Source organism: Salmonella sp. SJTUF14076 (assembly GCF_015534835.1).
Taxonomy (GTDB): domain Bacteria; phylum Pseudomonadota; class Gammaproteobacteria; order Enterobacterales; family Enterobacteriaceae; genus Salmonella; species Salmonella enterica.
This window is the reverse complement of the sequence record NZ_CP064674.1, coordinates 583236-603324: the sequence shown is the minus strand read 5'-3', so window position 1 is coordinate 603324 and position 20089 is coordinate 583236. Positions and strand designations below refer to the sequence as shown.

Annotated in this window: 24 protein-coding genes; 15 read left to right on the top strand and 9 right to left on the bottom strand. The window is 54.3% G+C overall.

Features of this window, described 5'->3' with window-relative positions:
• Positions 1-14 precede the first annotated feature (14 nt).
• The 5 genes from gatA to HU143_RS02875 all read left to right on the top strand — a co-directional run bounded on the left by gatA (position 15) and on the right by HU143_RS02875 (position 4142).
• Complete coding sequence (gene gatA / locus HU143_RS02895; RefSeq protein WP_000080444.1) at positions 15-479, top strand: PTS galactitol transporter subunit IIA; 465 nt, start codon at positions 15-17, stop codon at positions 477-479.
• A gap of 30 nt (positions 480-509) precedes the next feature.
• Positions 510-794 (top strand): PTS galactitol transporter subunit IIB, encoded by a 285-nt coding sequence (gene gatB / locus HU143_RS02890; RefSeq protein ID WP_000824293.1) that lies wholly within the window; start codon positions 510-512, stop codon positions 792-794.
• Positions 795-797: 3 nt separating this feature from the next.
• Positions 798-2171: a galactitol-specific PTS transporter subunit IIC gene (locus tag HU143_RS02885; protein ID WP_023226583.1), complete on the top strand. Its 1374-nt coding sequence runs from the start codon at positions 798-800 to the stop codon at positions 2169-2171.
• Positions 2172-2214: 43 nt separating this feature from the next.
• Entirely contained in the window at positions 2215-3258 is a 1044-nt protein-coding gene (gatD, locus tag HU143_RS02880; RefSeq protein WP_195184459.1) for a galactitol-1-phosphate 5-dehydrogenase, read from the top strand.
• A 110-nt stretch (positions 3259-3368) separates the two neighbouring features.
• The gene (locus tag HU143_RS02875; RefSeq protein ID WP_001083899.1) at positions 3369-4142 is read left to right on the top strand and encodes a DeoR/GlpR family DNA-binding transcription regulator; all 774 of its coding nucleotides are present in this window, start codon (positions 3369-3371) and stop codon (positions 4140-4142) included.
• A 157-nt stretch (positions 4143-4299) separates the two neighbouring features.
• Here the strand turns inward: HU143_RS02875 and rsmI are convergent, their stop codons facing one another.
• The gene (gene rsmI / locus HU143_RS02870; protein ID WP_023226584.1) at positions 4300-5163 is read right to left on the bottom strand and encodes a 16S rRNA (cytidine(1402)-2'-O)-methyltransferase; all 864 of its coding nucleotides are present in this window, start codon (positions 5161-5163) and stop codon (positions 4300-4302) included.
• Positions 5164-5226: 63 nt separating this feature from the next.
• On the opposite strand from rsmI, the gene HU143_RS02865 reads away from it, so the two are divergent.
• Genes HU143_RS02865 through dolP form a run of 4 tightly spaced genes read left to right on the top strand, consistent with a single transcriptional unit; the run spans position 5227 to position 8819 of the window.
• On the top strand, positions 5227-7269 hold the full coding sequence (locus HU143_RS02865) for a penicillin-binding protein activator (RefSeq protein WP_023226585.1): 2043 nt from the start codon (positions 5227-5229) through the stop codon (positions 7267-7269).
• Positions 7227-7622 carry a YraN family protein gene (locus tag HU143_RS02860; protein ID WP_000057285.1) on the top strand — a complete coding sequence of 132 codons (396 nt, stop codon included), beginning with the start codon at positions 7227-7229 and terminating at the stop codon, positions 7620-7622. The genes HU143_RS02865 and HU143_RS02860 overlap by 43 nt, the downstream gene beginning before the upstream one ends.
• Positions 7623-7643: 21 nt before the next feature.
• A complete protein-coding gene (diaA, locus tag HU143_RS02855; RefSeq protein ID WP_000893481.1) occupies positions 7644-8234 on the top strand; it encodes a DnaA initiator-associating protein DiaA in 591 nt (196 codons plus the stop codon).
• A 9-nt stretch (positions 8235-8243) separates the two neighbouring features.
• Complete coding sequence (gene dolP, locus HU143_RS02850) at positions 8244-8819, top strand: division/outer membrane stress-associated lipid-binding lipoprotein (RefSeq protein ID WP_000643280.1); 576 nt, start codon at positions 8244-8246, stop codon at positions 8817-8819.
• Between the two features lie 66 nt (positions 8820-8885).
• On the opposite strand, the gene HU143_RS02845 is transcribed toward dolP, so the two are convergent.
• A complete protein-coding gene (locus tag HU143_RS02845; RefSeq protein WP_001517952.1) occupies positions 8886-9521 on the bottom strand; it encodes an NAD(P)H-binding protein in 636 nt (211 codons plus the stop codon).
• Between the two features lie 130 nt (positions 9522-9651).
• Here HU143_RS02845 and yhbO point away from each other — a divergent pair, with 130 nt between their 5' ends.
• On the top strand, positions 9652-10170 hold the full coding sequence (yhbO, locus tag HU143_RS02840; RefSeq protein ID WP_000037599.1) for a protein/nucleic acid deglycase: 519 nt from the start codon (positions 9652-9654) through the stop codon (positions 10168-10170).
• Here yhbO and HU143_RS02835 read toward each other — a convergent pair.
• A complete protein-coding gene (locus tag HU143_RS02835; RefSeq protein ID WP_000380404.1) occupies positions 10150-10593 on the bottom strand; it encodes a YhbP family protein in 444 nt (147 codons plus the stop codon). The two genes, yhbO and HU143_RS02835, sit on opposite strands and share 21 nt — an antisense overlap.
• Positions 10594-10630: 37 nt before the next feature.
• Between HU143_RS02835 and HU143_RS02830 the strand changes: the two genes are divergently transcribed.
• Entirely contained in the window at positions 10631-10948 is a 318-nt protein-coding gene (locus HU143_RS02830) for a GIY-YIG nuclease family protein (protein WP_000928379.1), read from the top strand.
• On the opposite strand, the gene HU143_RS02825 is transcribed toward HU143_RS02830, so the two are convergent.
• Complete coding sequence (locus HU143_RS02825; protein ID WP_000908562.1) at positions 10935-11438, bottom strand: GNAT family N-acetyltransferase; 504 nt, start codon at positions 11436-11438, stop codon at positions 10935-10937. The genes HU143_RS02830 and HU143_RS02825 overlap by 14 nt on opposite strands.
• A complete protein-coding gene (ubiT, locus tag HU143_RS02820; RefSeq protein WP_000884721.1) occupies positions 11432-11956 on the bottom strand; it encodes a ubiquinone anaerobic biosynthesis accessory factor UbiT in 525 nt (174 codons plus the stop codon). The genes HU143_RS02825 and ubiT overlap by 7 nt, the downstream gene beginning before the upstream one ends.
• Positions 11957-12172: 216 nt before the next feature.
• Between ubiT and ubiU the strand changes: the two genes are divergently transcribed.
• The 3 genes from ubiU (at position 12173) to HU143_RS02805 (ending at position 15240) form a co-directional block, all read left to right on the top strand.
• Positions 12173-13168, top strand: a complete 996-nt coding sequence (gene ubiU / locus HU143_RS02815; protein ID WP_000421309.1) for a ubiquinone anaerobic biosynthesis protein UbiU — start codon at positions 12173-12175, stop codon at positions 13166-13168.
• 8 nt (positions 13169-13176) lie between these two features.
• Positions 13177-14055 (top strand): U32 family peptidase, encoded by an 879-nt coding sequence (locus HU143_RS02810; protein ID WP_000877715.1) that lies wholly within the window; start codon positions 13177-13179, stop codon positions 14053-14055.
• A gap of 177 nt (positions 14056-14232) precedes the next feature.
• Positions 14233-15240 carry a luciferase-like monooxygenase gene (locus HU143_RS02805; RefSeq protein ID WP_023226586.1) on the top strand — a complete coding sequence of 336 codons (1008 nt, stop codon included), beginning with the start codon at positions 14233-14235 and terminating at the stop codon, positions 15238-15240.
• Here the strand turns inward: HU143_RS02805 and HU143_RS02800 are convergent.
• Positions 15218-15937, bottom strand: a complete 720-nt coding sequence (locus HU143_RS02800) for a L,D-transpeptidase family protein (protein ID WP_023226587.1) — start codon at positions 15935-15937, stop codon at positions 15218-15220. The genes HU143_RS02805 and HU143_RS02800 overlap by 23 nt on opposite strands.
• Before the next feature lie 158 nt (positions 15938-16095).
• On the opposite strand from HU143_RS02800, the gene HU143_RS02795 reads away from it, so the two are divergent.
• A complete protein-coding gene (locus HU143_RS02795; RefSeq protein WP_001294027.1) occupies positions 16096-16626 on the top strand; it encodes a hypothetical protein in 531 nt (176 codons plus the stop codon).
• A 60-nt stretch (positions 16627-16686) separates the two neighbouring features.
• On the opposite strand, the gene mtr is transcribed toward HU143_RS02795, so the two are convergent.
• From mtr to yrbN, 3 genes are all read right to left on the bottom strand, one after another.
• Positions 16687-17931, bottom strand: a complete 1245-nt coding sequence (mtr, locus tag HU143_RS02790; protein ID WP_023226588.1) for a tryptophan permease — start codon at positions 17929-17931, stop codon at positions 16687-16689.
• 153 nt (positions 17932-18084) lie between these two features.
• Positions 18085-19974, bottom strand: a complete 1890-nt coding sequence (gene deaD, locus HU143_RS02785) for an ATP-dependent RNA helicase DeaD (RefSeq protein ID WP_000807248.1) — start codon at positions 19972-19974, stop codon at positions 18085-18087.
• Positions 19967-20047: a protein YrbN gene (yrbN, locus tag HU143_RS02780; protein ID WP_010723222.1), complete on the bottom strand. Its 81-nt coding sequence runs from the start codon at positions 20045-20047 to the stop codon at positions 19967-19969. The genes deaD and yrbN overlap by 8 nt, the downstream gene beginning before the upstream one ends.
• Positions 20048-20089: the final 42 nt, after the last annotated feature.

Genomic DNA, 20089 nt, shown 5'->3' with positions numbered 1-20089 from the left:
ATAATGGAGAATTTATGAGCCAACTATTTGTCCGAACCGGAATCACATTCGACTCGAGCCAACAGGCGCTGGCGCACATTGGCAAAGAGATGCTGGCGAAAGGCGTGGTACATGATAGTTATCCGCAGGCGCTGGTGGAACGTGAAGCGTCTTTTCCTACCGGCATTGCGCTGGAGCGTCACGCCGTCGCTATCCCTCATTGCGAGGCGGTTCATGCGAAATCACCCGCTATCTATCTGATTCGTCCAGATAAGCCGGTCATGTTTCAACAGGCGGATGATGACGAGGAGATTGCCGTTTCGTTAATCATCGCCTTAATCGTTGAAAACCCGGCGGCACAGCTAAAACTTCTGCGCCGCCTGTTTAGTGAGCTACAGAACCCGAGCACCCTCGATGCCCTGTTAAGCGCGCCGGATGCCGAACTGGCGATACGCTTTCAGGAAACCATCCTTGAGCCTGAGCAGTGCGCCCAGGTTTGATAATAAATTGATAATAATGAGGAATACCCTATGAAACGTAAAGTAATTGTGGCCTGTGGCGGTGCGGTTGCAACCTCAACGATGGCTGCGGAAGAAATTAAAGAGCTATGTGATGCCAACCATATTGAGCTCGACTTAGTGCAATGCCGGGTCACCGAAATCGAAACCTATATGGACGGCGCCGATCTTATCTGTACTACTGCCAGGGTCGATCGCGCCTTCGGCGATATTCCCGTCGTTCACGGTATGCCTTTTGTTTCCGGCGTGGGTATTGAAGCATTACAGCAAAAAATTCTGTCCATTCTCATGGGGTAACGTATGTTTAGCGAAATAATGCGTTATATCCTCGACTTAGGCCCAACGGTGATGTTGCCTCTGGTGATCATCGTGTTCTCTAAACTGCTGGGAATGAAGCTTGGGGATTGTTTTAAATCGGGTTTGCATATTGGTATCGGCTTCGTGGGTATTGGTCTGGTCATCGGCCTGATGCTGGATTCTATCGGCCCCGCGGCGAAAGCCATGGCGGAACATTTCCAAATCAATCTCCACGTTATTGACGTCGGCTGGCCGGGTTCATCGCCCATGACCTGGGCGTCACAAATCGCGCTGGTCGCGATCCCTGTCGCCATCGGGGTTAACGTCCTGATGCTGGTGACCCGCATGACCCGCGTGGTGAATGTCGATATCTGGAATATCTGGCACATGACCTTCACGGGCGCCATGCTGCATCTGGCGACCGGTTCATACTGGCTGGGGATTCTGGGCGTTGTGGTTCATGCCGCCTTTGTCTACAAACTGGGGGACTGGTTTGCCAAAGATACCCGCGACTATTTTGGCCTCGAGGGGATTGCTATCCCACACGGCTCATCCGCGTACCTGGGCCCCGTGGCGGTGCTCGTTGATACCATTATCGAGAAAATTCCGGGTCTCAATCGTATTCACTTTAGCGCAGACGATGTCCAGAAACGCTTCGGACCGTTTGGCGAGCCGGTGACTGTCGGCTTCGTGATGGGGCTGGTGATTGGTGTACTGGCAGGCTACGACACCAAAGCCGTTCTGCAACTGGCGGTCAAAACCGCAGCGGTGATGCTGCTTATGCCACGCGTCATTAAACCTATTATGGATGGCCTAACGCCTATCGCCAAACATGCGCGTAAACGTCTACAGGCCAAATTTGGCGGGCAGGAGTTCCTGATAGGCCTTGATCCAGCGCTACTGCTCGGTCATACCTCTGTTGTCTCCGCGAGCCTGATATTCATTCCGCTGACCATCCTGATTGCCGTCTTAGTACCGGGGAACCAGGTGCTGCCGTTCGGCGACCTCGCCACCATCGGTTTCTTTATTGCGATGGCGGTTGCGGTACACCAGGGCAACCTGTTCCGCACGCTGATTTCAGGTGTCATTATTATGGGTATCACCCTGTGGATAGCCACGCAGACGATTGGCCTGCATACCCAACTGGCTGCCAATGCCGGAGCGCTAAAAGCTGGCGCACAAGTCGCCTCGCTGGATCAGGGCGGTTCTCCCATCACCTGGCTGCTGATTCAACTTTTTACCTGGCAGAATATCGTCGGCTTCGCCGTCATTGCCATTATCTATCTGGCCGGCGTACTGCTGACCTGGCGTCGCGCCCGACAGTTTGTCGCGGCTGAGAAAGCCACGGCGCTACAGCAAAGTCAAATCGCCTCTTAATTTTAGGGGAGCAATCGCTCCCCTCACCTTCCTGGAGAATGTTATGAAATCAGTGGTTATTCACGCTGAGGGAGACGTGCGCGTTGAAGAACGTCCCTTACCACAACTGCAAGCCGAGGACGATGTGTTGGTCAAAGTCGTTAGCTCAGGGCTTTGCGGGTCGGATATCCCGCGTATTTTCGCGCAGGGCGCCCATTATTATCCTATTACGTTAGGTCATGAATTCAGCGGCTACGTTGAATCCTACGGCACAGGCGTAACGGATATGCAGCCCGGCGATGCCGTCGCTTGTGTCCCGCTTCTTCCCTGCTTTCACTGTCCGCAATGCGAACGCGGTTACTTTTCTTTATGCAAACAGTATCAGTTTGTAGGATCGCGCAGCGAAGGCGGTAATGCGGAATATGTGGTGGTCAAACGGGCCAATCTTTTCCGCTTGCCGTCTGATATGCCAATTGAAGATGGCGCGTTTATCGAACCGATTACCGTGGGCTTACACGCCTTTCATCTGGCGCAGGGCTGCGAGGGGAAAAACGTAATTATCGTCGGTGCCGGGACAATTGGCCTGCTGGCCTTACAGTGCGCGCGGGAACTGGGCGCGCGAAGCGTAACGGCGATTGATATCAATCCGCAGAAACTGGAACTGGCGAAAGCGCTGGGCGCAACGCATACCTGTAATAGCCGGGAAATGACCGCCGACGACATCCAGACCGCGTTGTCCGACATTCAGTTTGATCAACTGGTTCTCGAAACGGCAGGAACTCCCCAGACCGTCTCGCTGGCTATCGATATCGCCGGGCCGCGCGCGCAACTGGCGCTGGTGGGGACGTTACATCACGATCTCACCCTGACGACGCGTACATTCGGGTTAATTTTGCGTAAAGAGCTCACGCTCCTCGGCAGTTGGATGAACTACTCCGCGCCATGGCCAGGAGAAGAATGGGAAACCGCAGCGCGCCTGTTGGCTGAAAAACGTCTTCAACTGACCCCTCTCATTGCCCATCGCGGCGATGTGGAAAGCTTTGCAGAAGCAGTCAAAGCGCTTAATGGCGCGCCCATGCAGGGCAAAATCTTACTTCAACTTTCCTGATGGTACGAGCCAGCAACCTGCGCTGGCTCACATTTCCTTTCGAAATTTAGCGTTCACCTTTCGCAATCCTTCGATTAAACTAGTTACAGTTAATTATCAGGCAAATCAATATGAACTCATTTGAGCGAAGAAATAAAATTGTCGACCTGATTAATACGCAAGGCAGCGTGCTGGTGATGGACCTTTCAAATACCTTTGGTATTTCTGAAGTGACTATCCGTGCTGACCTGCGTCTGCTGGAAGAGAAAGGCCTTGTCACCCGTTTTCATGGCGGCGCGGCAAAACCGGGAAGTCATCTGGCGGAAGGCGACAATCAGGAAGTCATTCTGGAAGATCGGTATCAACTCGCCAGCGATCCGAAAAAGCGGATTGCCCAGGCGGCTGCGGCAATGGTTGAAGAAGGAATGACCATCATTCTGGATAGCGGGAGCACAACATTACTGATTGCGGAAGCGCTCGCGCGAAAAAGCAATATTACGGTGATCACTAACAGCTTGCCTGCCGCTTTTACGCTATCAGAAAATAAAGATCTCACGCTGGTGGTCTGCGGCGGTACGGTACGGCATAAAACCCACTCAATGCACGGCACGATTGCGGAACGATCGCTACACGGCATCAGCGCCGATGTCATGTTTGTCGGGGCGGATGGTATTGATGCGACAAACGGTATTACCACGTTTAACGAAGGTTATTCCATTAGCGGCGTCATGGCGGCGGCGGCACACAAAGTTATCGCGGTACTGGACGCGACCAAATTTAACCGTCGCGGCTTTAACCAGGTATTGCCGATGGACAAGATCGACTGTGTGATAACCGATGACACCATCAGCAAACAGGATAAAGCGGCATTAGCGAAAACAGGCGTGGAATTAATGATCGTCTAAAAAGGAGTCGGTTATGCGTTGCTGATCGCGAGAGTAAGCCCGAAGGAAAGGCCCGGCCCGCTATCACCGCCCAATGCCCCCATCAATTTACCCACATCAATCACCTGATTGAGTATTAACGTGATGGCGATAAAAGGCGGTTCCCGGGCGCTCGCTTTTACTCTTCCTGCTGCCCCAGCGCATACTTATACAGCGCATTTTTCTTCACGCCGTGAATTTCTGCTGCCAGCGCCGCCGCTTTTTTCAGCGGCAATTCGGCCTGTAGCAGCGCCAGCGTGCGCAGCGCGTCGGCGGGCAGGTCGTCTTCTTGCGCTTTATGGCCTTCGACAATCAGCACCATCTCGCCTTTACGGCGGTTTTCATCTTCTTTGACCCACGCCAGCAGCTCGCCAACGGGCGCGCCGTGAATCGTCTCCCAGGTTTTGGTCAGCTCACGCGCCAGCACCACGTAGCGGGATTCGCCCCACACGGCCACCATATCTTCCAGGCTATCCAGCAGACGATGGGTGGACTCATAAAAAATCAGCGTGCGCGGTTCCGTTTCAATGGCTTTTAGCGCATCACGGCGGCCTTTTGATTTGGCAGGCAGGAAGCCTTCATAACAAAAACGATCTGATGGTAAACCCGCGGCGCTTAATGCAGTGATAGCAGCACACGGCCCTGGTAGCGGCACCACGCGAATCCCCGCTTCACGGCAAGTACGCACCAGATGGTAGCCCGGATCGTTAATCAGCGGCGTACCGGCGTCGGAAACCAGCGCAATGTTCTGCCCTTCTTTTAGCTTCGCGACCAGCGTTTCCGCTTTTTGTTGTTCGTTATGGTCGTGCAGCGCGAACAATCGGGCATTAATCCCAAAATGTTGCAGCAATAAACCGGTGTGACGAGTATCCTCGGCGGCAATCAGATCTACAGCCTGTAACACCTCCAACGCACGCTGGGTAATATCCGCCAGATTACCGATAGGAGTAGGTACAATAAAGAGTTGGCCCTGAGAATTATCCGCCGATTCGTTTTGTTTCATTGTGTCGTCCGTATTGCCGATTTAATATTGAGCATTGCGTAAAAAAATATCACTGGATACAGTATGGTACCCTCAACATTTTCTCGTTTGAACGCCGCGCGCGCGCTGCCTGTCGTCCTGGCTGCGCTACTTTTCGCCGGGTGCGGCACCCAGGCGCCAGATCAAAGCGCAGCCTATATGCAGGGTTCAGCGCAAGCTGACTCCGCCTTTTACCTGCATCAGATGCAGCAAAGCGCAGATGATAGCAAGACCAACTGGCAATTACTCGCCATTCATGCACTGCTGAAAGAAGGAAAAAGCCAGCAGGCCGTCGACCTGTTCAACCAACTCCCGCAAAATCTGAACGATGCCCAGCGTCGCGAACAGTCTTTATTAGCGGTAGATATCAAACTGGCGCAAAAAGATGTCGCAGGCGCGCAGGCCTTGCTGGATAAACTAAAACCCGCCGACTTTGCGCCACATCAGCAAGCGCGTTACTGGCAGGCGCAGATCGTTGCCAGCCAGGGACGCCCGTCGCTTACCCTGTTGCGGGCGTTAATCGCCCAGGAACCGCTACTGGCGGCGAAAGATAAACAAAAAAATATCGACGCCACCTGGCAGGCGCTCTCCGCCATGACGCCGGATCAGGCCAGGACGTTAGTTATCAACGCCGATGAAAATGTGCTTCAGGGCTGGCTGGATCTGCAACGCGTCTGGTTTGACAACCGCAACGATCCAGACATGCTGAAAGCCGGGATCGCCGACTGGCAAAAACGCTACCCGCAAAATCCGGGGGCGAAAATGCTGCCGACGCAGCTCGTCAATGTACAACGTTTTAAACCAGCTTCCACCAGCAAAATCGCTCTGCTGCTGCCGCTGAACGGTCAGGCTGCCGTGTTTGGCCGTACCATCCAGCAAGGTTTCGAAGCCGCGAAAAACCTCGGCACCCAGGCGGTAGAGACGCAGCCTGCCGCCGCGCCTGACGCGCCGGTCGAACCTGGCGTGGAGGAGACGCAGCCACAAATGACCAACGGCGTCGCCAGTCCGTCGCAGGCCTCGGTGAGCGATCTGACTGATGACGCTCCAGCCCAGTCTGCTACGCCAGTCAGCGCGCCACAAATTCCCCCTGCTACAGCAAGCGCGCCAGCGGATCCCTCCGCTGAATTAAAAATCTACGATACCTCTTCCCAGCCGTTGGATCAGGTGCTCGCTCAGGTTCAGCAAGACGGCGCCAGTATCGTGGTCGGGCCGCTGTTGAAAAACAATGTGGAAGCGCTGATGAAAAGCAACACGCCGCTCAATGTGCTGGCGCTCAACCAGCCGGAAACGGTACGTAGCTTCCCTAATATCTGCTATTTCGCGCTCTCTCCAGAAGATGAAGCCCGTGACGCGGCGCATCATATTTATGACCAGGGCAAGCAGTCGCCGCTGCTGTTGATCCCACGCAGCACGCTTGGCGATCGCGTGGCGAACGCCTTCACCCAGGAGTGGCAAAAACTGGGCGGCGGCATCGTGTTACAGCAAAAATTCGGCTCCGTAGCCGAGCTGAAAATGGGCGTGAACGGCGGCGCGGGTATCGCGTTGACGGGCAGTCCGGTCGCCGCCAGCGTGCCTGCGCAGCCTGGCGTCACCATTGGCGGTCTGACCATCCCTGCGCCGCCGACCGACGCGCAAATCACCGGCGGCGGACGCGTAGACGCGGTCTATATTCTGGCTACGCCGGAAGAGATTGGCTTTATCAAACCGATGATCGCCATGCGTAACGGCACCCAGAGCGGCGCGACGCTGTATGCCAGCTCTCGCAGCGCGCAAGGCACCTCCGGCCCCGACTTCCGTCTGGAAATGGAGGGTTTACAATACAGTGAAATTCCTATGCTGGCAGGCGGCAATATGCCGTTGATGCAGCAGGCGCTGAGCGCTGTACATAACGACTATTCTCTGGCGCGGATGTACGCCATGGGCGTGGATGCCTGGACGCTGGCGAACCACTTTTCGCAGATGCGTCAGGTGCAGGGATTTGAGATCAATGGTAATACCGGCGCATTAACCGCCAGCCCGGATTGTGTGATTAACAGGAAGTTATCATGGCTCAAATACCAGCAAGGGGAGATTGTTCCCGCCAGCTAACGCGTAAACAGGCTGGCGACGCGTGGGAAGCTGCCGCGCGTCGCTGGCTGGAAAGCAAAGGACTGCGGTTTATCGCCGCCAACGTGCGCGAGCGCGGCGGCGAAATCGATCTGATCATGCGCGACGGAAAAACGACGGTTTTTGTTGAGGTCCGCTATCGGCGCTCCGGACTTTATGGCGGCGCGGCGGCTAGTGTGACCCGCAGCAAGCAACACAAATTATTACATACTGCCCGCTTGTGGCTCGCCCGCCAGAATGGGAGTTTTGATACTGTGGATTGTCGGTTCGATGTGTTAGCCTTCACCGGAAATGAGATTGAGTGGTTTCGGGATGCGTTTAACGACCACTCATAATTGAAGATTTTAAGGATTAGCGTGCTCGAAAGAATCAAAGTTTGCTTTACAGAAAGCATTCAAACTCAAATTGCTGCGGCGGAAGCGCTTCCGGATGCCATTTCCCGCGCCGCCATGACGCTGGTTCATTCCCTGCTTAACGGCAACAAAATCCTCTGTTGTGGAAACGGGACGTCCGCGGCCAACGCACAGCATTTTGCTGCCAGCATGATTAACCGCTTTGAAACGGAGCGACCCAGTTTACCCGCCATTGCACTAAATACCGATAATGTGGTCTTAACTGCGATCGCTAACGATCGCCTGCACGATGAAGTTTATGCAAAACAAGTCCGGGCGCTGGGACATGCAGGCGATGTTTTATTGGCGATCTCTACGCGTGGTAATAGTCGCGATATCGTAAAAGCCGTTGAAGCAGCCGTCACACGTGACATGACCATTGTGGCGCTAACCGGGTATGACGGGGGTGAGCTGGCCGGACTATTAGGGCCGCAGGATGTCGAAATTCGTATCCCTTCACACCACAGCGCGCGCATTCAGGAAATGCATATGCTGACGGTAAACTGCCTGTGCGATTTGATCGATAACACGCTTTTTCCTCACCAGGATGATTAAGGAGTACACATGAAGGCATTTTCGCCGCTCGCAGTCCTTATTTCTGCGTTGCTATTGCAAGGTTGCGTCGCCGCCGCGGTAGTGGGTACGGCAGCCGTCGGCACCAAAGCCGCAACCGACCCGCGTAGCGTGGGCACCCAGGTGGATGACGGAACGCTGGAACTGCGTGTCAGCAGCGCGCTGTCGAAAGATGAGCAAATCAAAAAAGAGACGCGCATCAATGTCACGGCTTATCAGGGCAAAGTTTTGTTAGTGGGCCAGTCGCCAAACAGCGAACTCTCCGCACGCGCTAAACAGATAGCGATGGGCGTTGAAGGCACCACCGAGGTCTATAACGAGATTCGCCAGGGTCAGCCTATCGGCCTGGGGACCGCCTCTAACGATACCTGGATCACCACGAAAGTTCGCTCACAACTACTGACCAGCGATCAGGTAAAATCGTCAAACGTGAAAGTCACCACCGAAAATGGCGAAGTGTTCCTGCTGGGCCTGGTGACTGAACGTGAAGGTAAAGCGGCAGCGGACATCGCCAGCCGGGTGAGCGGCGTGAAACGCGTGACTACCGCCTTTACGTATATTAAGTAACCGGTGTGCCGGGTGGCGATAAAAATGTGTAAACCGCGTCGCCATCCGGTAAATCATCCGGCTTCGCTACCCCGCTTTTTCCCGCAGTTGCGATGAGGTCAGAATCGTCACGCCTTCTTGTGCTGGCGCCAGCGCTTCCGCCAGCATGGCCCGCGCCACATCCCGCGCATCAATCGATTTCCAGTTTCCTGGCAACAGCCGAAATAGCGGAGCGAAAAGCGTTTCATTCACCCGCCGCGTTGTTCTGTCGCCGAGCAGCATAGAAGGCCGGGCAATCGTCAAACGAGGCCAATTTTGCGCGATTAACGCCTCCTCCATTTCTCCTTTCACCCGATTGTAGAAAAACGGAGAGTGCGCGTTTGCTCCCATTGCGCTGACCACCAACATGTGCTGCGCGCCCAGTCGACGCCCGGTCAGCGCGGTATCAACCACCAGCGTATAATCCGCATGAATAAACGCCGCTTTACTTCCCGCTTCACGCCGGGTCGTGCCCAGGCAGCAAAAAACAATATCCACCGGGTCGGTCACCTGAGCTAACGCGTCGGTAAGCTGCGGATCGTGAGGGTTATAAACGCCGACAATATCCGTCAGCGGGCGACGCGTCGGCGCGGCGATAGCGCTCACCTGCGGCGTGTTGATTAACATTCTCAGCAGATGTCCGCCGACCAGTCCGGTCGCGCCGGTAATCAGTACCTGACTCATCCTCGCTCCTTTACAGATTTGTCCACCTTGCACTCTCGGCCCTATCGACCAGGCTTAATAGTCTACGAGGTAAGTATCCATCATTGTGGAAAATTTGCCTTACCCGACGCCACCACTGCGGAGGAAACGCATGAGTAAGAAAATTGCCGTTTTGATTACCGATGAATTTGAAGATTCAGAATTTACCTCGCCGGCAGCAGAATTCCGTCAGGCCGGCCATGAGGTCATCACCATCGAAAAAGAGGCGGGTAAAACGGTGAAAGGAAAAAAAGGCGAGGCCAGCGTCACCATTGATAAGGCTATTGATGACGTTCGTCCCGACGAGTTCGACGCCTTGCTATTGCCGGGAGGTCATTCGCCGGACTACCTGCGCGGCGACAGCCGTTTCGTGGATTTTACCCGCGATTTCGTTAACAGCGGTAAACCGGTTTTTGCCATTTGCCACGGCCCACAGTTGTTGATCAGCGCCGATGTCATTCGTGGCCGCAAACTCACGGCGGTGAAACCGATTATTATCGATGTGAAGAATGCGGGCGCGGAATTTTACGATCAGGAAGTCGTCGTCGATAAAGATCAGCTGGTGACCAGCCGCACGCCTGACGACCTGCCGGCATTTAACCGCGAGGCGCTACGCCTGCTGGGCGCGTGAGTCACGTAACCAGTGCAGTTTTTTACCAAACCCCAGCGTGTTGTCGGTGAATTTAATTTCATCCAGCCGGATTTCCCATACCGGCGCTGGCAGCACCCTGGCGACCGGGAAGCGACGAAGGTAAGCTTTACGCGCGGCGTCGCTCTCCTGCCCCTCCAGACGGCGAATTTCCCCTTTAAACTGTACGCCGCGAATGCGCGCCACCGTTTTCGGCTGACCATTGACCGTTCCCGCAACTGGCGCGCACGCGCCAGACATTTGCGCATGGCGGGTTTTATCATCCGTTAACAGATACAGCGCGACGTTTTGCGCATCAAACAAATAAAACGCATTGGCGCACCACAGCTCTCCCTCATGGTGTACGCACCAGGTCACCACGTGTTGTTTCGCCAGCCAACGGCCAATAGCGGTAAGTGTGTCCATCTTTATTCTCGCTTATACTGGGAACCTGAAAATTATCATGCTGATGGCGACAATGACACCCTGGTATCTGTATCTGATTCGTACTGCAGACAATGCGCTTTACACCGGAATAACCACCGATGTGGCGCGTCGTTACAGGCAGCATCAAACGGGAAAAGGCGCAAAAGCATTACGGGGAAAAGGCGAGTTAACGCTGGCGTTTGCGGCGCAGGTTGGCGATCGCTCGCTGGCCCTGCGCATAGAGTATCGCATCAAACAGCTCACAAAGCGCCAGAAAGAGCGCCTTGTGACGGAACGCGAAGCGTTTGAGGCGCTGCTGTCCAGCCTGCAAACGCCGGTGCTTAAAAACGATTGAAGTGGTCGTGATACTCCACCAGCCCCGTCACGCCCTCCAGCGCATCCTCAGCCAAACGGTGTACCTGGAAAGCGCTTTCCGTACCGGGCCAACGGCAGTGAAGATCGTAATGTGCGGCCAGTTCAAAACCGAAGCGGCTATATAACGCCGGATCGCCCAGCGTCACGACCGCCGCGTAGCCGAACTCGTTGAGCGAATCCAGCCCTTCATACACTAACTGGCGCGCCAGCCCTTGCCCGCGATACTTTTCATCGACCGCCAGCGGCGCCATGCCGACCCACTGTAAATCTTCGCCCTGCACATCAACCGGGCTAAAGGCGACATAGCCCACCACCTGACCTTCATCATCCGTGGCCACCAGTCCGAGCGTCAGAAAACCATCTTCACGCAAATCGTGAACCAGCTTCGCTTCCGCATCGCTTTCGAATGAACGGCGTAACAGCGCATCAATACCAGGCGCATCAATGGGAATTTCTACTCGAATTAGCATGGTTCACCTACCGAGGTCTGTTTGGTTTCCGGCGAGTTTTTCATACCCGCCTCAACAAAATCCGCCAGTTGCAGCAGCATAACGCGTAACGCTTTCGGCATCTGCTCCAGTTCGATGGCGTCCATCAGATTCTTCACATACAACCCTAACTCAGTATCGCCTTCAATGACCAGTCGACGCTGGAAAAAGAGCGTATCCGGGTCCTGTTTACGGGCAGCTATCATTAGCAGATCGCTGGCGTCGGCGCTAAAACTGACGTCAGCATCCGCCTGCTGGCTAACGATCAGCTTTTCATTTTCAACCGTGGTATACCATTTTAAGTCGATGTCACGAACATGAATGCTTAACCAACGACCTTCGAGGAATTCCAGCTCTCCATCGGCCAGCGCCTGACGAAACTGCCAGCTCAGAACCTGTTCCAGAACCTGGCGCTTTAGCGCAAAGGGCGTCAGTTTAACCGGTACACTCATCAGAGACGGGCCAGCATGGACTAAGCGTGAACGCAGTTTATCTAACACGAGCTTTACTCCCTGTTTCAATAGTCCTGTTATTTTGCCATATCCAATAAATCACATGGCGGCGTAAATCAACAATTGGGTCTGATTTTCTACCCCATTATTGGTGTTACCAATACGCCTTTAACTGCCTTAAATCAAAAATTGTCGCAGCAAGGTTAACTAAAATCCCTGTTCGTTAACAATTTTGCGTCTCAGACGTAACCCTCAGGATAAATTATGGAGCTGCTCTGCCCTGCCGGAAATCTCCCGGCGCTGAAGGCGGCCATCGAAAACGGCGCTGACGCCGTTTATATCGGGTTAAAAGACGATACCAATGCCCGTCATTTTGCCGGCCTTAACTTTACCGAAAAAAAATTGCAGGAAGCGGTGAGTTTTGTTCACCAGCATCGCCGCAAATTACACATCGCCATTAATACTTTTGCGCATCCGGACGGCTATGCCCGCTGGCAGCGCGCCGTGGATATGGCGGCGCAGCTTGGCGCCGACGCGCTGATTCTCGCCGACCTCGCTATGCTGGAATATGCCGCAGAGCGTTACCCGCATATTGAGCGCCATGTTTCCGTTCAGGCCTCGGCAACCAACGAAGAGGCGATTCGCTTTTATCACCGCAACTTTGATGTCCACCGTGTAGTACTGCCGCGTGTACTGTCGATTCACCAGGTAAAACAACTGGCCCGCGTCACGCCGGTGCCGCTGGAGGTATTCGCGTTTGGCAGCCTGTGCATTATGGCGGAAGGTCGCTGCTATCTTTCTTCCTACCTGACGGGAGAGTCGCCCAATACCGTCGGCGCCTGCTCTCCCGCCCGCTTTGTCCGCTGGCAGCAAACGCCGCAGGGGCTGGAATCGCGCCTGAATGATGTCCTGATTGACCGTTACCAGGATGGCGAAAACGCGGGCTACCCAACGCTGTGCAAAGGCCGCTATTTAGTGGACGGCGAGCGCTATCACGCGCTGGAGGAGCCAACCAGCCTGAACACGCTGGAACTGCTGCCGGAGCTCATGGCGGCGAACATCGCTTCGGTGAAGATCGAAGGCCGCCAGCGCAGCCCGGCCTATGTCAGCCAGGTGGCGAAAGTGTGGCGCCAGGCGATCGATCGCTGCAAAGCCGCCCCGCAAAACTTCGTTCCACAGCGCGACTGGATGGAGACGCTCGGCGCGATGTCCGAAGGCACTCAAACCACGCTTGGCGCATATCACCGTAAATGGCAGTGAGAGGAGCTATGAAATATTCCTTAGGACCGGTGCTTTATTACTGGCCGAAAGAGACGCTGGAAGATTTTTATCAGCAGGCCGCAAAAAGCAGCGCTGATGTCATTTATCTGGGCGAAGCGGTGTGCAGCAAGCGTCGCGCAACCAAAGTCGGCGACTGGCTGGAAATGGCGAAATCCCTCGCCGCCAGCGGTAAGCAGGTGGCGCTCTCCACCCTGGCGCTGGTACAGGCGTCATCTGAATTAAGCGAGCTGAAACGCTATGTGGACAACGGCGATTTTCTGCTGGAAGCCAGCGATCTTGGCGTGGTGAATCTGTGCGCCGAGCGCAAACTGCCGTTTGTCGCCGGCCATGCGCTGAACTGCTACAACGCGGTCACGCTGCGCCGGTTGCTGAAAGAAGGCATGGTACGCTGGTGTATGCCGGTGGAGCTGTCCCGCGACTGGCTGGTGAATTTGCTTAATCAGTGCGATGAACTGGGCATCCGCAATCAGTTTGAAGTGGAAGTGTTGAGCTACGGGCATCTGCCGCTGGCCTACTCCGCTCGCTGCTTTACCGCCCGTTCGGAAGACCGTCCGAAAGATGAGTGCGAAACCTGCTGTATCAAGTATCCAAACGGTCGTGACGTGCTCTCGCAAGAGAATCAGCAGGTGTTTGTGCTTAACGGTATCCAGACCATGAGCGGCTATGTCTATAACCTTGGCAACGAACTGACGTCGATGCAGGGATTGGTCGATATCGTGCGGCTGTCGCCGTTGGGGACGGAGACATTTGCCATGCTTGATGCCTTTCGCGCTAACGAAAACGGCGGCGCGCCATTACCGCTTGCCGCGCATAGCGACTGTAACGGCTACTGGAAGCGGCTGGCAGGTCTGGAGCTACAGGCCTAGCCGGATGGCGGCATAAATACCTTGTCCGGCCTACAAATAGCGATCCCGTAGGCCCGATAAGCGCAGCGCCATCGGGCATTGTTTTTGCCGTCAGTCTCATAAAGCTCACTTTGTTAACAACATTCGCTAATCTTTAATGCAGTATTAAAAGATTAACCGGTAACAAAGTGAGCCGTTATGACTGACAAAACTATTCCGTTCTCGGTGCTGGATCTGGCGCCGATCCCTGAAGGATCTTCGGCAAAAGAAGCCTTCACGCACTCGCTTGATCTCGCACGGCTGGCTGAAAAGCGCGGTTATCACCGCTACTGGCTGGCAGAACATCACAACATGACCGGTATCGCCAGCGCGGCGACCTCGGTATTGATTGGTTATCTGGCGGCCAATACCACAACATTACATCTTGGCTCCGGCGGCGTGATGCTGCCTAACCATTCACCGCTGGTGATTGCCGAGCAGTTCGGCACGCTGAATACGCTCTACCCGGGACGTATCGACTTAGGATTGGGACGCGCGCCGGGTAGCGATCAGCCGACGATGCGCGCGCTGCGTCGCCATATGAGCGGCGATATCGATAACTTTCCACGCGATGTCGCAGAGCTGGTGGACTGGTTCGACGCTCGCGATCCTAATCCGCATGTGCGCCCGGTGCCCGGCTACGGCGAGAAGATCCCGGTCTGGCTGTTGGGCTCCAGCCTGTATAGCGCACAACTGGCGGCCCAGCTTGGCCTGCCGTTCGCCTTTGCTTCGCATTTCGCGCCGGATATGTTGTTCCAGGCGCTGCATCTGTACCGTACCCAGTTCAAACCTTCAGCGCGGCTGGAAAAACCGTACGCGATGGTGTGTATCAATATTATCGCCGCCGACAGCAACCGCGACGCCGAATTCCTGTTTACCTCCATGCAGCAGGCTTTTGTGAAGCTACGCCGTGGGGAAACCGGCCAACTGCCGCCGCCGGTTGAGAATATGAAGACCTTCTGGTCGCCATCCGAGCAGTATGGCGTGCAACAGGCGCTGAGTATGTCGCTGGTCGGTGATAAAGCGAAAGTCCGCCACGGGCTGGTGTCCATTCTGCGGGAGACCCAGGCGGATGAAATTATGGTCAACGGGCAGATTTTCGACCACCAGGCACGCCTGCATTCGTTTGATTTAGCGATGGATGTTAAGGAAGAGTTGTTGGGCTGATTTTATAACGCCGATTTTCAACGGTGATGGTTGGCAATCGGCGATGTTTTTCGAAGTAATCATAGCCGGGCTTCAACATACGCCAGAAATTATATTCCGGCCATGCTTGCGCCTGGCGCATATTTTCGTCATTCATCGTAAATGGGAAGATATGGACAGGCACGCTCTTCTGCCCGCTGTTTAGCGCCTGCGCCACCAGTTGATAAATCTCTTCAATACCGGCATCAGTCATGGCATAGCAACCCGCCGAAACGCAGTTCCCGTGAACCATAATGAAATCACCGGTGTAGCCATTTGCCCGATCGTAAGCATTCGGGTAGCCAATATTAAATGCCAGATGATAGCGGCTGTTTGGGTTAAGCAACCCTTTGTTGGTGGCATAAAAGCCTTCCGGGCTTTTACCATCTCCCTGTTTATGTTTTGGCCCTAAGCCACCAGACCATGCGCATATAGTCCAGGTTTTGTAGAGTTCGTAAGGCTTGTTATTGGCGCTTGCCCACAGTTCCAGCTTATCTTCCGCTTTCAGAATGCGGATAAATAACTGGTCGCCGGGGTGAATGATTTTTAAAGACGATGCGACAGGTTTTTCCACTGGCAGGTAAACGTCTTCATCGTACGGAGTGAGCCAGAAAAATTTTAAAATAAAAGCGATAAACAGGCTCAATAATACAATAGCGAGTAGTCCTTTACGCCCCATTTTCGTATTCCGCTTATTCTGAACCAGTTCAAGTATATATTTTCCTATGACAGGAAATAGAGGAAAGGTCCAGTTCTGTACTTTTATAAAATAGTAATCGTTTTATCATAACCGAACAGGGATATGAATAAATCGACTTATTACCAGAGAAAATCATCATGAGTGAACCTGCTTCCTTTTTTCTTCATGCACATATTACCGAGAGTAACCTCAAGAAATTTTTCCATTCACCGGCAACAAATATTAAAGACTATGACGACTGGTTGCCATGGTTTACTGAGGAGCAAAGGTTGTACGGCGATCCTGCAAAAATGCTTAACAATCTTGCCACATGTAATTCTGGTGAAAGTGAAAAGAATATTTATGCTGAACATATCAACTTTAATAAAGAAACACAGATAGTCACGATGGATCACATATTTCTCTCAGAGAGCTATGAAATCTTCATGCCACTCATGGCCTGTGTGCGGGGAATCGAGAAATTTATTACGCCAGGGGAAAATAATTTTGCGCTAATTTATTATTACTGGTGGGGTTCGGAGATCGCCATCGCGCTCGAATTTGACGCCAATGGTAGCAGAATAACGGCAAATCCTAAGGCAGAAAATTTAACTATCGCCGATGCTTTTTTCGATGAACACGGGGAAGCACTCGCCGAAGAACTTTATAATAAACAGGGTTTTATTTGATACCATTTCGCGGACTTGTGAAATATTGCCGGATGAAAACAGCTCATCCGGCTCGTTCAATTACTGGTACACCGGCAGCAAATTAAAGCTCGACAGAATATGGATAACCGCGTTGCCGACACCGAAGACCAGAATCAGTACAATCATCGGCGTGCCGCCCCAGACGCGGAATTTCGGGCTGCCGAAACGTTCGCGAGATTTACGCGCCAACAGCGCAGGCACAATGGCCGCCCAGATAGTTGCAGCTAAACCTGCATAGCCAATGGCGTACAGGAAGCCGTTCGGCCCCAGCAGGCCACCGACAATTGGCGGCACAAACGTCAGCAGTGCGGTTTTAAAACGCCCCATTGCCGAGTCATCCAAACCAAACAGATCCGCCAGATAGTCAAACAGCCCCAGCGTCACGCCAAGGAAGGAACTGGCGACAGCAAAGTTAGAGAACACCACCAGCAGCAGATCCAGGCTGCGGCTGTTCAGCACGCCGCTCAACGCCTGTACCAGCACATCAATATTGCCGCCTTTCTGCGCAATGCCGATAAATTCCGGACGTGGGATGTTGCCCATCGTCCCCAGCAGCCAGACGGAATAGAGCGCCAGCGCCAGTAACGTCCCATAAATCAGGCATTTGACGATGGTACGCGGATCTTTGCCGTAATATTTCATCAGGCTCGGTACGTTACCGTGATAACCAAAAGAGGCCAGACAAAATGGCAGCGTCATCAGCAGGTACGGCGTATATGACGCGTGGCTTTCAGCCACGTTAAACAACGTGGTCGGCTGAACGTGCCCTAACAGGCTGCCGAAGGTCAGGAAGAAAGTAATCACTTTCGCGCCCAGCACAATCGCCGTCATCCGGCTGACCGCCTTCGTACTCAGCCACACGACAAACGCCACCAGCAGCGCAAAGGCAAAACCTGCCGCTCGCGCCGGAACGTTCAGCGACATCTCAGCAAAGGTATGATGCAGAATTGAGCCGCTCGCCGAGATATAGGCGTAAGTCAGGATGTAGAGCACAAAGGCAATAGAGATGCCATTTACCACGTTCCAGCCTTTCCCCAACAGATCTTTGGTGATGGTGTCGAAACTCGAACCAATGCGGTAGTTAAGGTTAGCTTCGAGGATCATCAGCCCGGAGTGCAGCATACAAAACCAGGTAAAGACCAGCGCCGCCATCGACCAGAAGAACCACGCCCCGGACATGACCACCGGCAGGGAGAACATCCCCGCGCCAATGATGGTGCCGCCGATAATCACCACGCCGCCAAGCAGCGAAGGTGACGTTTGGGTGGTGGTAAGTGTTGCCATTCAGCTCTCTCTCCAGTCATTTATAATGTGACTATCTCTCAATACGTTGCACTGTACCAGTACACGAGTACGAAAGAAATAAAAAAAGCCCCGATTGTGACGATCGGGGCTGTATATTTTACTTTACGCTGTGAATGCGCAGTTCAGCGTGAGTTACGCATCACCGCCGAAACGACGGCGACCGGTAGAGTCATCACGACGCGGACCACGGCTTTCACGACGCTCGCCGCTGAAGCGACGACCATCACCACGACCGCCTTCACGACGTTCGCCGCTGAAATTACGACCGCCTTCACGACGCTCGCCACTGAAGCTACGACCACCGCCGCGACGTTCGCCGCCCGCGTGCGGAACCGCATCACCCAACAGCTGCATATTCATCGGCTTGTTCAGAATGCGGGTACGCGTGAAGTGCTGGAGCACTTCGCCCGGCATACCTTTCGGCAGCTCGATGGTGGAGTGAGACGCGAACAGCTTAATGTTACCAATGTAACGGCTGCTGATGTCGCCTTCGTTAGCGATAGCGCCCACGATATGACGAACTTCAACGCCGTCATCACGGCCCACTTCAATGCGGTATAACTGCATATCGCCAACGTCACGACGTTCACGACGCGGACGTTCTTCACGATCGCCACGCGGGCCACGGTCATTACGATCGCGCGGACCACGGTCGTCACGGTCACGGAATTCACGCTTAGGACGCATCGGCGCATCCGGCGGCAGGATCAGCGGACGCTCGCCCTGCGCCATTTTCAGCAGTGCGGCGGCCAGCGTTTCGAGATCCAGCTCTTCACCTTCAGCAGACGGCTGGATTTTCGCCAGCAACGCACGGTACTGATCCAGATCGCTGCTTTCCAGTTGCTGCTGAACTTTCGCGGCGAATTTTTCCAGACGGCGTTTGCCCAGCAGTTCTGCGTTCGGCAGTTCCACTTCCGGAATGGTCAGCTTCATGGTGCGTTCGATGTTGCGCAGCAGACGACGCTCGCGGTTCTCAACGAACAGCAGCGCGCGACCGGCGCGACCCGCACGGCCGGTACGACCGATACGGTGAACGTAGGACTCGGAGTCCATCGGGATATCGTAGTTCACCACCAGGCTGATACGTTCAACGTCCAGACCACGTGCCGCCACGTCGGTAGCGATCAGGATGTCCAGACGACCATCTTTCAGGCGTTCCAGAGTCTGCTCACGCAGCGCCTGGTTCATATCGCCATTCAACGCGGCGCTGTTGTAGCCGCTACGTTCCAGCGCTTCTGCTACTTCCAGGGTCGCGTTTTTGGTACGCACGAAGATAATCGCCGCATCAAAGTCTTCCGCTTCCAGGAAACGCACCAGCGCTTCGTTTTTACGCATGCCCCAGACAGTCCAGTAGCTCTGGCTGATGTCAGGACGGGTAGTCACGCTGGACTGAATGCGCACTTCCTGCGGCTCTTTCATAAAGCGACGGGTAATGCGACGAATCGCTTCCGGCATGGTGGCGGAGAACAGAGCGGTCTGATGACCTTCCGGGATCTGCGCCATAATAGTTTCAACGTCTTCGATGAAGCCCATACGCAGCATTTCGTCGGCTTCATCCAGCACCAGACCACTCAGTTTAGAGAGGTCGAGGGTGCCACGTTTTAAGTGATCAAGCAGACGTCCCGGCGTACCGACAACGATCTGCGGCCCCTGACGCAGGGCGCGTAACTGCACGTCATAACGCTGACCGCCGTACAGGGCAACCACGTTTACGCCGCGCATGTGTTTAGAGAAATCCGTCATGGCTTCGGCAACCTGTACCGCCAGTTCGCGGGTCGGCGCCAGCACCAGAATCTGAGGTGCCTTCAGCTCAGGATCAAGATTGTTGAGCAGCGGTAAAGAGAACGCTGCGGTTTTGCCGCTACCGGTCTGGGCCATGCCCAGCACGTCGCGACCGCCCAGCAGATGCGGAATGCACTCTGCCTGGATTGGAGATGGTTTTTCGTAACCCAGATCGGTAAGGGCTTCAAGGATAGGAGCCTTCAGCCCCAGATCTGCAAAAGTGGTTTCGAATTCAGCCATGTAGTACGTGTGCCTCAAAATTAATGGCGGCCAGTCTACATAACTCATCATGAAATTGATCTGCAATTTTCATTGAAAAGTGTGAACCGGCTCAAAGTAGGTGTATTAACGAACA